Raw genomic sequence first — 11,968 nt, forward strand, 5'->3', positions numbered from 1 at the left:
GTATCTGCACAGACATGACCAGATCGACCCGTGAGCGGATCATCGACGAGGCCCTGCGGCTGTTCGCCGAGCGTGGCTACTCCGCCACCTCCGTGGCCGAGATCGAGGCCGCCTCAGGGCTCTCCCCCGGCGCCGGAGGGCTCTACAGGCACTTCAAGTCCAAGTACGAGGTGCTCGCGGCCGCGATCAACGAGCATGCCACCCGCACCAGGAGCCAGGTCGCCGAGAGCCTGGCCGAGCTGAGCACCATGGAGGCCGCCGCCGGCCTGGAGGAGCGCCTGTCGCTGCTGTGCCGGGCGGGCCTGGCCAAGGTGCGGGAGGAGTCCGAGCTGACCCGGGTGTTCTTCCGCGACCTGAGCCAGTTCCCCGAGCTGGTCGCGGTGGTCCGCGAGGGCCTGCTCCAGCCCATGTTCGACGCGATCACCACCTGGTTCCGCGCCCAGCCCGAGTACGCCGACACCGACGTCGACTGGACGGGCATCGCGGCCGTGCTCGGCGGCTCGGTGGTCCACTACCGGCTGTTCCAGGAGACCGTGGGCGAGATGCCGGGCCACGCGGAGAAGGACCAGTTCGTCACCGCCTGGGTACGCCTGGCCGTCGGCCTGCTCCCCAGCCCCGCGCCGGTCAGCTGACGTCGAGCAGCCGGTAGCCCAGCCAGGCGGCGCCCAGGGCCGTACCGATCATGAACATGACCCCGCTGACCTCGAAGAACCGGGCGACGAACGCCTCCAGGCCCGGCTCGGCCACCTGCAATCCGGCGACGAGCACGCCGCCGACCGTGTAGCCGAACAGCGGCGCCCCGGCACCGGCCAGCTTGTCGCCCACCGTCCACGTGTCGCTGAACAGCACGGCCGCCGCCCCCGCCGCCCAGACCAGCACCGGAACCTGGAAGATCGCCACGGCCGGCAGCCCGAACGGCACCAGCGACGCGGCCAGCACCAGCATCACGATGGCGGCGACGTCCCGCGGACGTTCCCTGAGGGCCCTTCCACGGGCGGCCACCGGGCCGGTCGCGGCCGTGACGGCCGGGAGACGCAGGGTGGACCGCGCGCCCGCAGGCGTTCTCGGTGAGCCGGTGGCGGGGGCCGCTGGTGGTTGGGCCAGGCGGTGGGCCTCGCGTTCCGCCAGGGCCGCCGGGTCGCCGAAGCGTGCCAGCACCTTCGCGACGTCCCGGGCGTTCGGGCTCCCCCGGCGCTCCGCCTCGATGTCGGCCCGCAGCCGCCGGGCGAAGTCGAGCCGCTGGTCGGGCCTGAGCACGCCGTGGGCGGCGTCGGCCGCCTTGCTGACGTAGTTCAGCACCATTTGGTCCGCACGCTCTGTCACGTCCGGCAATGCTGCCCCCGATCAGGGGGGACATACCATGGCAACGATGGAGTTCACGGAGTGGATCAGGGGGCGCACCGACGAACAGCTTCGGGCGCTCGTCTCCGCGCGTCCCGAGTTGATCACTCCGGTGCCCGCGCATCTGGAGGGGCTGGCCGCGCGGGCCGCCAGCCCTTCGGCGATCGGCAGGGTGCTCGACCGGCTCGACCGGTTCACGCTGGCCGTCGTCGAGACGCTGGCCGTACAGGACGGGCCGGTGACGAAGGCGGCGCTGCGCGGCCTGGTCGGACGGGCGCTGGCGGCGGGCCGGCCCGAGCCCGCGCTCACCGCGGCCCTCGACCGGCTGCGTGACCTGGCGCTGGTCTTCGGCCCCGACAACGCGCTCGACCTCGGGCCGGGCGTGCGCAAGGTGCTGGAGGAGCCCGCCGGGCTCGGCCCCAGGGCCGCCGACGTGTTCCGGCACCACCCGCCCGAGCAGCTCGACGAGATGGCCGACGACATCGCCCCCGGCACCGACGGCCCCGGCAAGGAGCGGCTGGCCGCCGTGCTGGCCAGCCCCGAGGCCCTGGTGGAAGCGGTCTCGCCCGAGGCCAGGGGCGCGCTCGACCAGCTCGTGTGGGGGCCGCCGACCGGGCGGGTGCCCAACGCCAGGCGCGAGGTGCGCGTGGCCTCGGCGCGTTCGCCCATCGAGGAGCTGCTGGCGCGCGGGCTGCTCGCGGCCACCGGCGAGGAGAGCGTGACGCTGCCCCGCGAGGTGGGCCTCCACCTGCGCGGCGGGCGCGTCCACCGTGACCTGCTCGCCGTGCCGCCCGCGCTCGACGGGGCCGCGCGCGACCGGGAGCTGGCCGACCGCACGGCGGCGGGCCAGGCGTTCTCGTTCGTCAGGTCCGTGGAGGAGCTGTGCGAGCGGTGGAGCGTCGATCCGCCGGGGGTGCTGCGCACCGGCGGGCTCGGCGTACGCGACATGAAGCGCACCTCGACCGACCTCGACCTGCCCGAATGGGCGGTGGCGCTGGTCGTCGAGGTGGCGCACGCGGCGGGGCTGGTCGCCGCGGGCGGCGGCGTCGACGGCGAGTGGCTGCCGACCTCCGGCTACGACCTGTGGCGGGTCAGGGCCACCGCCGACCGCTGGGTGACGCTCGCCGCGACCTGGCTGCACATGGACCGCGTGCCCGGCCTGGTCGGCGAGCGCGACGAGCGTGACCGGCCGCTCAACGCCCTGCACACCGACCTGCGCCGCGCCTCCGCGCCGGGGGTGCGCAAGGCCGCCCTCGGCGTGCTGGCCGCCGCGCCGGGCCTCGCGCCCGACCGCGACTCGGTGCTCGAACGCCTCGCCTGGGAGCAGCCGCGCCGCCGCGGGCCGCTGCGCGAGCAGCTCACCGAGTTCGCGCTGCGCGAGGCCGAGCAGATCGGCGTGACCGGGCTCGGCGCGCTGTCCGGCCACGGGCGGGCGCTGCTCGAAGGCGGCGACGCGGCCCGGTTGCTCGCCCCGCTGCTGCCCGAGCCCGTCGATCACGTGTTGCTGCAGGCCGACCTCACCGCCGTCGCCCCCGGGCCGCTGACCAGCGAGCTCAACCGCTGGATGACGCTCACCGCCGACGTCGAGTCCAAGGGCGGGGCGACCGTCTACCGCTTCGGCGAGAGCTCGATCCGGCGGGCGCTCGACGCGGGGCACGGCGGCGAGGAGCTGCTGGCCATGCTGTCCCGCCATTCGGCCACGCCGGTGCCGCAGGCCCTGTCGTACCTGGTGACGGACGTGGCCCGGCGGCACGGGCGCATCCGGGTGGGCACGGCGAGCGCCTACGTCCGGTGCGACGATCCGGCGCTGCTCGACCAGATCACCGCCGACCGCCGCGCCGCCGCGCTCCGCCTGCGCCGGCTGGCCCCCACCGTGATCGCCTCGCGCTCGTCCAGGGCGGCGCTGGTGGACTCGCTGCGGGCCATGGGGTACGCGCCGGTCGCCGAGTCGCTCGACGGCGACGTGATCATCTCTCAGCTCGACAGCAGGCGTACCGAGGGGGTGGCGCCCGTACGCGCCGTGGCCTCGGTCAACGGGCTCGATCCCGAGGTGGCCTCGGCGGCCGTACGCGCGCTGCGCGCGGGCGACGCGGCCCACCTGGCGCGGCGCGAGCCGGTCGACGCCCCGGGCGGCGCGGTGCCCCGGGGCCCCGCCACGGCCACGATCTCGGCCCTCCAGGACGCCATCAAGCAGGGCGTACGGGTGTGGATCGGGTACCTCGACTCGCAGGGCAACGCCACCTCACGCATCCTGGAGCCGGCCCGGATGGAGGGCGGCTACCTGACGGCGTACGACGAGACCAGGGCGGCCGTCCACCGCTTCGCCCTCCACCGCATCACCGGCGTCGCCGGCCTCTGACGGCGTACGCGCTGGGCCGGGGTCAAGCCTGCCCGAGGGTGAGCGCGTGGGCGGCGAGCCGCCCTGTGGGACCCTCGGCGGTGGACAGGCGTCGCAGGTGGGTCGCCGCGTCGGCCGGGTAGCGCAGGGACAGCCCGCCGCACAGCCCCACGACCGCCGCGACCGCCCGTGGATCGGCCGGGTCGCCGGCCCAGGTGAGCGCGAGCCGCAGGGCCTCGGGGGCGAGGGCGTCGTCGGCGCACATGTACGACAGCGCCTCGCCCGCCGCCAGCCGTTCGGCCGCCCGCCCCTGGGCCCACACCTCCAGGAACTCCTGCTGCGCCTCCTTGAGCGAGCAGGCGGCCAGCAGCGCCACCCCCTCGGCCGCCCGCGCCCGTACGTCGTCCAGCTCGCCGGCCAGCGAGCGCGCCCATTCGCGCAGCGGCTGCCACAACCAGAAGCCGTACCGGGCGACCAGCTCCCCGAGCACCTGCGCGCGGTGGTCCGGGACGCGGAAGACGACGCGGCCGTCGTGCACGGCGATCAGCGGATGCGGCGCCCCGGCCGGCCGCGGCCCCGCCTCGTGGGCCTCCCTGGTCCGCTCGAACCCGGCCGACCGGCGGGCGAACTCCGGCTCGGGCAGCCCGTGCGCGAACGCGAGCGCCGCCACCGCGCGTACCTCGTGCATCGGCGGCTTGGTGTCGAACCAGGCGGCCACCTCCTCACCCGCGGGTTCGTCGTCCCGCACCAGGCGCGTGGCCAGGCGGACGACCTCGGCGGGCGTGGGCAGCGCCAGCGCGCGGACCCGGGCGGTGGCGGCCCCGGCGGGCGCGTTCCGGCCGCCGAACGCGCTCAGGTACAGGTCGAACAGGTCACCGGAGTCGGGGGCGCCCCACGGCTGCTCCACCTCGACCGCCTGCGACGGGTCGCCGTTCCTGGTGATTACCAGGTACGACCCCAGCTCGGCGAGCTTGCGGGCCAGGTTGAGCAGCTCGATCCGGTCGGTGCTGCCGGCGATCCAGTCGTGCAGCAGGTACGCCCGCCCCGGCCCGTACTCGGTCCTGGAGAGCAGGTCGGCGGCGCTGCCGGCGGGTGAGAGCACGGTGATCCTGCCCTCGGCCAGCGACATGCGCGACAGCAGGGCGATGGCGCCGAGCCGCTTGCCCATGTCCGCCTCCCCCACCAGCACGAGCAGGTGGCGCATGGACAGCCGGCGCACCGCGTCGGCGAAGCCGGCGGGCTCCAGGTACGAACGCAGCAGGGTGTCGGCCGCGCGCCGGTCGAGGTCGCGGGCCACCGGGACGACCAGGGGCCCGAGCTGCTCGATGATGGCGATCACGCTCTGGGTGAGCGTTTTGTCGTCGAGGTCGGTCCCGCCTGGTTCAGGCGTGTCGATCACGAAGTCCCCTCGGGCCTGACGGGAAAGTTGTCTACGGAAAAAGTTTTTCCCGAAACTTTTTGTCCGGCAAGTTGTTTCCCCGGCTTATGGATTGAGCGTGCGCCGCCTGGCTGCCGCCGTTCCGACCAGGCGTTCCTCGCGAAGCTCGCGGCCACGGCCGCCGGCGCGCGCATGTCGATCATGTCCTCCATTGCTCTGGGCGACGGGCCGGTGACAAAACCGAAGTAGGTGCCATCTGGTAGCACGGATCCCTACTTATCTCACCAATACACGATCTAGCGCCACCCGAAAACTCGAATGACCCTCTAGGCCGATATTGGACATTTACTCGGCATGAGAGCATCATCCACAATCGTCAGTCAAGGGCGAACACGAGGACGATCAGGGTTGACTGCGCACGGGCCGTCCCATCAGGTTGTGCATGTGACCGAGCAAACGCTGGGCCAGCTGGCCGAGGAGTCATGGAACCGGTTCGACGACCACGACTCGGTGTTCTACGACGGGGTCTGGCACCGCAGCCATGCGCTCGCCGAACGTGCGCGGCGGATGTGCGGCGGGTTCGTCGAGGCCGGGATCCGGCCGGGTGACCGGGTGGTCGTGATGATGGCGACCTCCCCCGAGGTCCCGATCGTCTACCAGGCGTTGTGGGCGGCGGGCGCGGTGGTGACGCCCGTGGTCTTCCTGGTTGGGGCCGAGGAACTGCGGCACATCCTGCTCGACAGCGGCGCGTCCGCGGTCGTCACCTCGCCCGAGCTGGCCGAGACCGTACGGGCCACCGCGGTGGACGTCCCCATATATGTGGACACGGCCGAGCTGGAGACCGCCGCCGAGCACGAACGGGTGCGCAGGGACCCCGGCGACCTGGCCGCGCTCATGTACACCGGCGGCACCACGGGCGTCGCCAAGGGCGTCATGCTGAGCCATCGCGGGTTGTGGAAGGTCGCCAAGGACGCATACGAAATTTCCCACCAAGAGGGGAAAAATCGTGCGATTGTGCCTGTGCCGCTCTCGCACGCGTACGGGTTGATCATCACCGTGGCCGGGCTGCACGCGACCGAACCCCAGCAGGCCGTGCTCATGCGCTGGTTCGAGCCGAAGGCGTTCCTGAGCCTGGCCGCCGAGCAGCACGTCCAGTACGGCACCGTCGTCCCCGCGATGATCCACATGCTGCTCGCCGAGCCGCTGGAGGCCCACCCGCTCCCCGACCTGGCCTACCTCACCTGCGGCGCGGCGCCGCTGGGCCGGGAGGCGCTGCAGGAGTTCGAGCGCCGGATGCCGGGCACGCAGATCCTGGAGGGCTACGGCCTGACCGAGACCAGCGCCGTCACCACCTTCAACCCGCCGGGCAGGCGACGGCCCGGCAGCGTCGGCCTGCCGCTGGCGGGCTACACGATCACCGTCCGCGACTCCGCCGGAGAGGCGGTGGAGTGCGGCGACGTCGGCGAGATCTGCGTCAGCGGCGACTCGCTGATGCTCGGCTACTGGGGCGAGCACGAGCCCGACCCCGAGGGCACCGCACTGGACGGCGACGAGCTGCGCACCGGCGACCTCGGCTGCGTGGACGACGACGGCTACCTCTACATCGTCGACCGCAAGAAGGACCTGATCATCCGCGGCGGCTTCAACGTCTTCCCCCGCGACGTCGAGGACGCGCTCAACCAGCATCCCGATGTGGTCATGTCGGGCGTCGTCGGCCGCCCCGACCCGCGGCTGGGCGAGGAGGTCGTGGCGTTCGTGCAGCTCAGGCCGGGGGCCGAGGAGAGCGCCGAGGAGCTGATCGAGTGGGCGCGCGACCGGGTCGGACGGGTGAAGTACCCGCGCGAGGTGCGGTTCGTCGAGTCGATCCCGGTCACCAGCGTGCTCAAGCTCGACAGGAAGGCCCTGCGCGGCCGGTTCTGACCTTCCGCGCACACCGGGCCAGGCGCGTCCGTATTCCGTGATAAACGTTGACGTGTCTGGAGGTGAACGTGAGTCAAGAAGATCCGTCCGGCTACCCGTACCTGCCCTACGGGGCGCCCTACGGCGGGCAACCACCTCCGCAGTACGGCTACGGCTACGGCGTCCCGCCGCGGCGCGACGAGGGCCCGCAGGCCGGCGCCATCGTCGCCGTCGTGCTCAACTTCCTGTCCCTGGCCTCCTGCCTCAACGTGCTCGGGCTGCCCGGCGGCATCCTCGCCGCCGTGGCGCTGACGCGGGCCCGCGAGCAGCCCGGGAGCGCCCGTTCGCTGCTGCTCTGGAGCTGGGTGCTGTTCGGCACCGGTCTCGTGCTGAACGTCGCGCTCTTCCTCTTCCTGGGCCTCACCGGCCGCCTGGACGACTGATCGATTACCCGTTCCGGGACTGTTCCTGCCGTCGTGTGTGTTGGATAAGGGTCAACCGTAGGAAGGGATGTCCGTGAACGACGGCCCGCTCATCGTCCAGTCGGACAAAACGCTGCTGCTCGAAGTCGACCACGAGAAGGCCGACGCGTGCCGCAAGGCGATCGCGCCGTTCGCCGAGCTCGAACGCGCGCCCGAACACGTCCACACCTACCGCGTCACGCCGCTGGCCCTGTGGAACGCGCGTGCCGCCGGCCACGACGCCGAGCAGGTCGTCGACGCGCTGATCGGCTTCAGCCGCTACCCGGTGCCGCACGCGCTGCTCGTCGACATCGCCGAGACCATGGCCCGTTACGGCCGCCTGCGCCTGGAGAAGGACCCGGTCAACGGCCTGGTCCTGACCTCGACCGACCGCGCGGTGCTCGAAGAGGTGCTGCGCTCGAAGAAGATCCAGCCGATGCTGGGCGATCGTCTCGGCGCCGACTCGGTCATCGTGCACCCGAGCGACCGCGGCAACGTCAAGCAGGCGCTGCTCAAGCTGGGCTGGCCCGCCGAAGACCTGGCCGGCTACGTCGACGGCGAGCACCACCCCATCAAGCTGCTCCAGGACGGCTGGGAGCTGCGCCCCTACCAGCGCGAGGCGGCCGACGCCTTCTGGCACGGCGGCTCCGGCGTGGTCGTGCTGCCCTGCGGCGCGGGCAAGACCATCGTGGGCGCGGCGGCCATGGCCCACGCGCAGGCCACCACGCTGATCATGGTGACCAACACGGTCAGCGCCCACCAGTGGAAGACCGAGCTGCTCAAGCGCACCACGCTGACCGAGGACGAGATCGGCGAGTACTCCGGCAACAAGAAGGAGATCCGCCCGGTCACCATCGCCACGTACCAGGTGATGACCACCAGGCGGAAGGGCGTCTACAGCCACCTGGAGCTGTTCGACGCGCGCGACTGGGGCCTGATCGTCTACGACGAGGTCCACCTGCTGCCCGCGCCGATCTTCAGGATGACCGCCGACCTCCAGGCCCGCCGCCGGGTGGGCCTGACCGCGACGCTCGTGCGCGAGGACGGCCGCGAGGGCGACGTGTTCTCCCTCATCGGCCCCAAGCGCTACGACGCGCCGTGGAAGGAGATGGAGAACCAGGGCTGGATCGCGCCCGCCGACTGCGTCGAGGTGCGGGTCACGCTGACCGACGAGGAGCGGCTGGCGTACGCGATGGCCGAGGCCGAGGAGCGCTACCGCTTCTGCGCCACCACGCCGTCCAAGACGTACGTGACCGAGGCGCTGGTCCGGCGGCATCTGGGCGAGCAGGTGCTGGTCATCGGCCAGTACATCGACCAGCTCGACGAGCTCGGCGAGCACCTCAACGCGCCGGTCATCAAGGGCGAGACCAGGGTCAAGGAGCGTGAGCGCCTCTACCAGGCGTTCCGCGACAAGGAGATCCAGGTGCTGGTGGTGTCGAAGGTGGCGAACTTCTCCATCGACCTGCCCGAGGCGGCCGTCGCGATCCAGGTGTCGGGCACGTTCGGGTCACGGCAGGAGGAGGCGCAGCGGCTCGGACGGGTGCTGCGGCCCAAGGCCGACGGCGGTGGCGCCCGGTTCTACACGGTGGTCAGCAGGGACACGGTCGACCAGGAGTTCGCCGCCCACCGGCAGCGCTTCCTGGCCGAGCAGGGGTACGCGTACCAGATCATCGACGCCGACGACGTGCACGACGAGGTGTGACGGGGTTGAAGGCCCGGCCGCTCGTTGCCTGAGCGGCCAGGCACGGCGTTTATGTCACGTCCACGAGACTCCACGGGTCGTCGACATCGAACCACCCCCCTCACCTGCGTACTATCACGCCGCCTGCGACATACCCTCATGATCCGACAAACGCACCTGAAATGCCCGACTTTTTCGGTATTCCCACGTTCGCTCAGAGATACGTTCTTTGCCGGGTTCGCTACCTGGCCCCGGAACTCCTACGGCTCCAGCCAGTCGCCAATGGGCTGATCGAGAGTTCGGCTCTGACGCCGGGTCGGTTCACGCGAGCAGGAGTGTGGCCAGTGCCGGGCCGAAGGCGCCGCCCAGCTGGTAGCAGAGGGTGAACAGGCTCACGGCGGTGGCCCGGTGCTCGTGCGGCACGACCTCGCCGACGCGGGCCGCGTACCAGGCCATCGCCGCTGTGGCGGCGAACACCGCGAACGCGGTGGACGCCACGACGAGCACCGGCCAAGGGGAGAGCAGCGGCAGGGCGACAGCCACGGCGCCCGTGGTCAGCAAGACAGGTCGGGTGACGGCCGCACCGAGCCGGGAGGTCCACCGGCTGAACCACAGTGAGGCGATCGAGCCGGCGGTCAACATCATGAGCGTCATCAGCCCGATCCGCTCGGTCGTCCAATGGTGTTCCAGCAGCCGGGGCACGGTGTAGAGCAGGGCGAAGTAGGAGGTGGACAGCGTGCCGGCCGCCGCTGCCGCGGTGACGAACGCCCGGGAGCGGATGACCGGCCGAGGGACGAACCCCGCGGGCTTCCTGCGGACGCGCAGGGTCAGCAGCAGGCCGGTCACGGCGGCGGCGGCAGCCGCCGTCAGTTCCAGACGCGGGATCAGGACCAAGGCGCTGACCAGCATCACCACCAGCAGGACCCCGATGACGTCGGTGCGGGCGGCGGTGGCTCCCCGGCTGCCGTGATGCGCGGCGTGGCGGAGGACGGCGGGGACGGCCAGCAGCGCGGGCAGGGACAGCAGCAGCGGCACCCGCCAGGAGATCACCGACAAGGTCGAGCCGGCCAGCGGGCCGAACGCGCCGACCAATCCGACCCCGGCGGTGATGGCGCCTGCTCGCGAGGCGGTCCCGGCCAAGGTGATGGCGATGGAGACCAGGCCTCCTCCGCCGGCGGCCTGGGCGGCGCGGCCGGCGAGCAACACCGGCAGCGCGGGTGCGCCGGCCACCAGAAGTGTGCCGAGAAGTATGAGGGTGGCATTGACGAGTGTGGCGGCGCGCATGCCGCGGGTGCGCAGCAGCGCGGCGGTGAGCGGAGCGCCGAGGACGCCGCCCCAGCCGAAGGCGGTGGCGGCCCAGGTGGCTTCGGCGGCTGAGACGCCCATGGCACGGGCCAGCTCGGGGATGACGGTGATGGTGCTGTTGGCGCTGAGTGAGGTCGGCGTGGCCAGGAGAGCGAGGTAAAGGACGGCGATGTGTCTCTTCTGCGCGATTGCGGGGGTCACCCGCCTCAAAGTACACCAACCGGTTTCCGATTGACACTGACTAGTGTACTTTGGTCGCGTTGCCTGAACTCCCGAGGAGAGACATGCCCGAGCTCACCGTCCTGGCCTTGTCCGGCAGCCTGCGCGCGGACTCCCACAACACGGCCCTGCTGCACGCGGCCCGCGCGCTCGAACCCGGCGGGTTCGTCATCGACATCGATCACGACCTGGGCCGGCTGCCTCTCTACAACCAGGACCTGGACACCGGCACGCCACCGGCGTCGGTCACGACGCTGCGCGCCCGCATCGCCGCGGCCGACGCCTTGCTGATCGCGACGCCGGAGCACAACGCCTCCGTTCCGGCCGCGCTGAAGAACGCCATCGACTGGGCCAGCACGGCCCCCGAAGGGCTGCTGCGGGGCAAGCCCGTGGCCATCGCCGGCGCCTCGCCTGGACCGTTCGGCTCGGTACGCGCCCAGCTCGCCCTTCGCCAGATCCTGGCCTCGGTGGGAGCGGAAGTCGTCGTCAAGCCGGAGGTGACGGTCTTCCACTGCGACACCCGCTTCACGCACGACCGCCGACTGACCGACCCCGACACCACCGACCTGCTGCGCGAACTGCTCGACGCCCTGGCCCGCAAGGCCCGCCAGAGCCCCGGACGCCCCTACACTGCACCGAGGAGTTTCCAGCGGGAAGGACGTTGATGACCCTGCGCCAGGCCGAGCCGTACGGCCGACCGGAAAAGCGCCAGGCGATCACCCGTGCCGCCCGTCGCGTGTTCGGCCGCGACGGCTACACCCGGGCCAGCGTGGACGCGATCGCCGCGGCGGCGGGGGTGTCCAAACGGACCATCTACCGGCACTTCACCGACAAGGAGCAACTGTTCCTGACCGTCGCGCTGGAAGGCGCGGACGAGGTCACCGCAGCGATCGCACAGATCATGGACCGACACCTGCACAAGATCGTGGATCTGGAGCAGGACCTGATCGACTTCTCCCTCGACCGGGTCGCCGCGGTCACCGCCTTCCCCGACCACTTCGCGCTGGTGCGGGCCATCGAGGCGGAGGCGGCCCACATCCCACCGCCGATCCTCAAGGCATGGGTCGCGGCCGGCCCGCAGACCGGGCACCTGCGCCTGGCGCCGTACCTGCGCCGGATCGCCGAGCGCGGCCTGCTACGGATCGACGACGCCGACGTTGCCGCCGCCCACCTCACCCTGCTGACCGTCACCGACGTGAACCAGCAGACCTTCTACGGCGCCATACCGCTTTCCACGGAGGAGATCACCCGGCTCGTCACCGCGGGCGTGCAGGCCTTCCTCCGCAGCTATGCCGCCACCGCCGGGTAGCACACCGACACCGCTCAGCCCGGTGCGGGTCATGTGG

General features: G+C 71.9%; 11 protein-coding genes. 7 read left to right on the forward strand and 4 right to left on the reverse strand.

Annotated elements, in window-relative coordinates:
- Positions 1-14: 14 nt before the first annotated feature.
- The gene (locus AB0J97_RS31720) at positions 15-632 is read left to right on the forward strand and encodes a helix-turn-helix domain-containing protein (protein WP_357696596.1); all 618 of its coding nucleotides are present in this window, start codon (positions 15-17) and stop codon (positions 630-632) included.
- Here AB0J97_RS31720 and AB0J97_RS31725 read toward each other — a convergent pair.
- Entirely contained in the window at positions 625-1,323 is a 699-nt protein-coding gene (locus AB0J97_RS31725) for a hypothetical protein (RefSeq protein ID WP_364095410.1), read from the reverse strand. The two genes, AB0J97_RS31720 and AB0J97_RS31725, sit on opposite strands and share 8 nt — an antisense overlap.
- 46 nt (positions 1,324-1,369) lie before the next feature.
- Between AB0J97_RS31725 and AB0J97_RS31730 the strand changes: the two genes are divergently transcribed.
- Entirely contained in the window at positions 1,370-3,700 is a 2,331-nt protein-coding gene (locus AB0J97_RS31730; protein ID WP_364095413.1) for a helicase-associated domain-containing protein, read from the forward strand.
- A 22-nt stretch (positions 3,701-3,722) separates the two neighbouring features.
- On the opposite strand, the gene AB0J97_RS31735 is transcribed toward AB0J97_RS31730, so the two are convergent.
- Together AB0J97_RS31735 and AB0J97_RS31740 are read right to left on the reverse strand one after the other, a co-directional pair.
- Complete coding sequence (locus AB0J97_RS31735; protein ID WP_364095416.1) at positions 3,723-5,078, reverse strand: hypothetical protein; 1,356 nt, start codon at positions 5,076-5,078, stop codon at positions 3,723-3,725.
- Positions 5,075-5,260: a hypothetical protein gene (locus AB0J97_RS31740; RefSeq protein ID WP_357696604.1), complete on the reverse strand. Its 186-nt coding sequence runs from the start codon at positions 5,258-5,260 to the stop codon at positions 5,075-5,077. The genes AB0J97_RS31735 and AB0J97_RS31740 overlap by 4 nt, the downstream gene beginning before the upstream one ends.
- A 241-nt stretch (positions 5,261-5,501) precedes the next feature.
- On the opposite strand from AB0J97_RS31740, the gene AB0J97_RS31745 reads away from it, so the two are divergent.
- The 3 genes from AB0J97_RS31745 (at position 5,502) to AB0J97_RS31755 (ending at position 9,119) form a co-directional block, all read left to right on the forward strand.
- Complete coding sequence (locus AB0J97_RS31745; protein WP_357696606.1) at positions 5,502-6,977, forward strand: AMP-binding protein; 1,476 nt, start codon at positions 5,502-5,504, stop codon at positions 6,975-6,977.
- A gap of 68 nt (positions 6,978-7,045) precedes the next feature.
- Positions 7,046-7,399 (forward strand): hypothetical protein, encoded by a 354-nt coding sequence (locus AB0J97_RS31750; RefSeq protein WP_364095421.1) that lies wholly within the window; start codon positions 7,046-7,048, stop codon positions 7,397-7,399.
- Between the two features lie 67 nt (positions 7,400-7,466).
- Complete coding sequence (locus AB0J97_RS31755) at positions 7,467-9,119, forward strand: DNA repair helicase XPB (RefSeq protein WP_357696610.1); 1,653 nt, start codon at positions 7,467-7,469, stop codon at positions 9,117-9,119.
- Between the two features lie 300 nt (positions 9,120-9,419).
- Here AB0J97_RS31755 and AB0J97_RS31760 read toward each other — a convergent pair whose 3' ends face one another.
- On the reverse strand, positions 9,420-10,604 hold the full coding sequence (locus AB0J97_RS31760) for an MFS transporter (protein WP_364095424.1): 1,185 nt from the start codon (positions 10,602-10,604) through the stop codon (positions 9,420-9,422).
- An 83-nt stretch (positions 10,605-10,687) separates the two neighbouring features.
- On the opposite strand from AB0J97_RS31760, the gene AB0J97_RS31765 reads away from it, so the two are divergent.
- Positions 10,688-11,287 (forward strand): NADPH-dependent FMN reductase, encoded by a 600-nt coding sequence (locus tag AB0J97_RS31765; protein ID WP_364095427.1) that lies wholly within the window; start codon positions 10,688-10,690, stop codon positions 11,285-11,287.
- Positions 11,287-11,931 carry a TetR/AcrR family transcriptional regulator gene (locus AB0J97_RS31770; RefSeq protein WP_364095430.1) on the forward strand — a complete coding sequence of 215 codons (645 nt, stop codon included), beginning with the start codon at positions 11,287-11,289 and terminating at the stop codon, positions 11,929-11,931. The genes AB0J97_RS31765 and AB0J97_RS31770 overlap by 1 nt, the downstream gene beginning before the upstream one ends.
- Positions 11,932-11,968: the final 37 nt, after the last annotated feature.

The sequence above is a fragment of the Nonomuraea sp. NPDC049607 genome, from assembly GCF_040675375.1.
Lineage (GTDB): Bacteria > Actinomycetota > Actinomycetes > Streptosporangiales > Streptosporangiaceae > Nonomuraea.

Excerpts from the sequence above, each read along its gene's own strand:
- AB0J97_RS31740 (WP_357696604.1), bottom strand. The coding sequence starts at position 5,260 with ATGATCGACATGCGCGCGCCGGCGGCCGTGGCCGCGAGCTTCGCGAGG.
- AB0J97_RS31730 (WP_364095413.1), top strand. The coding sequence starts at position 1,370 with ATGGAGTTCACGGAGTGGATCAGGGGGCGCACCGACGAACAGCTTCGG.
- AB0J97_RS31755 (WP_357696610.1), top strand. The coding sequence starts at position 7,467 with ATGTCCGTGAACGACGGCCCGCTCATCGTCCAGTCGGACAAAACGCTG.
- AB0J97_RS31720 (WP_357696596.1), top strand. The coding sequence starts at position 15 with ATGACCAGATCGACCCGTGAGCGGATCATCGACGAGGCCCTGCGGCTG.
- AB0J97_RS31770 (WP_364095430.1), top strand. The coding sequence starts at position 11,287 with ATGACCCTGCGCCAGGCCGAGCCGTACGGCCGACCGGAAAAGCGCCAG.
- AB0J97_RS31765 (WP_364095427.1), top strand. The coding sequence starts at position 10,688 with ATGCCCGAGCTCACCGTCCTGGCCTTGTCCGGCAGCCTGCGCGCGGAC.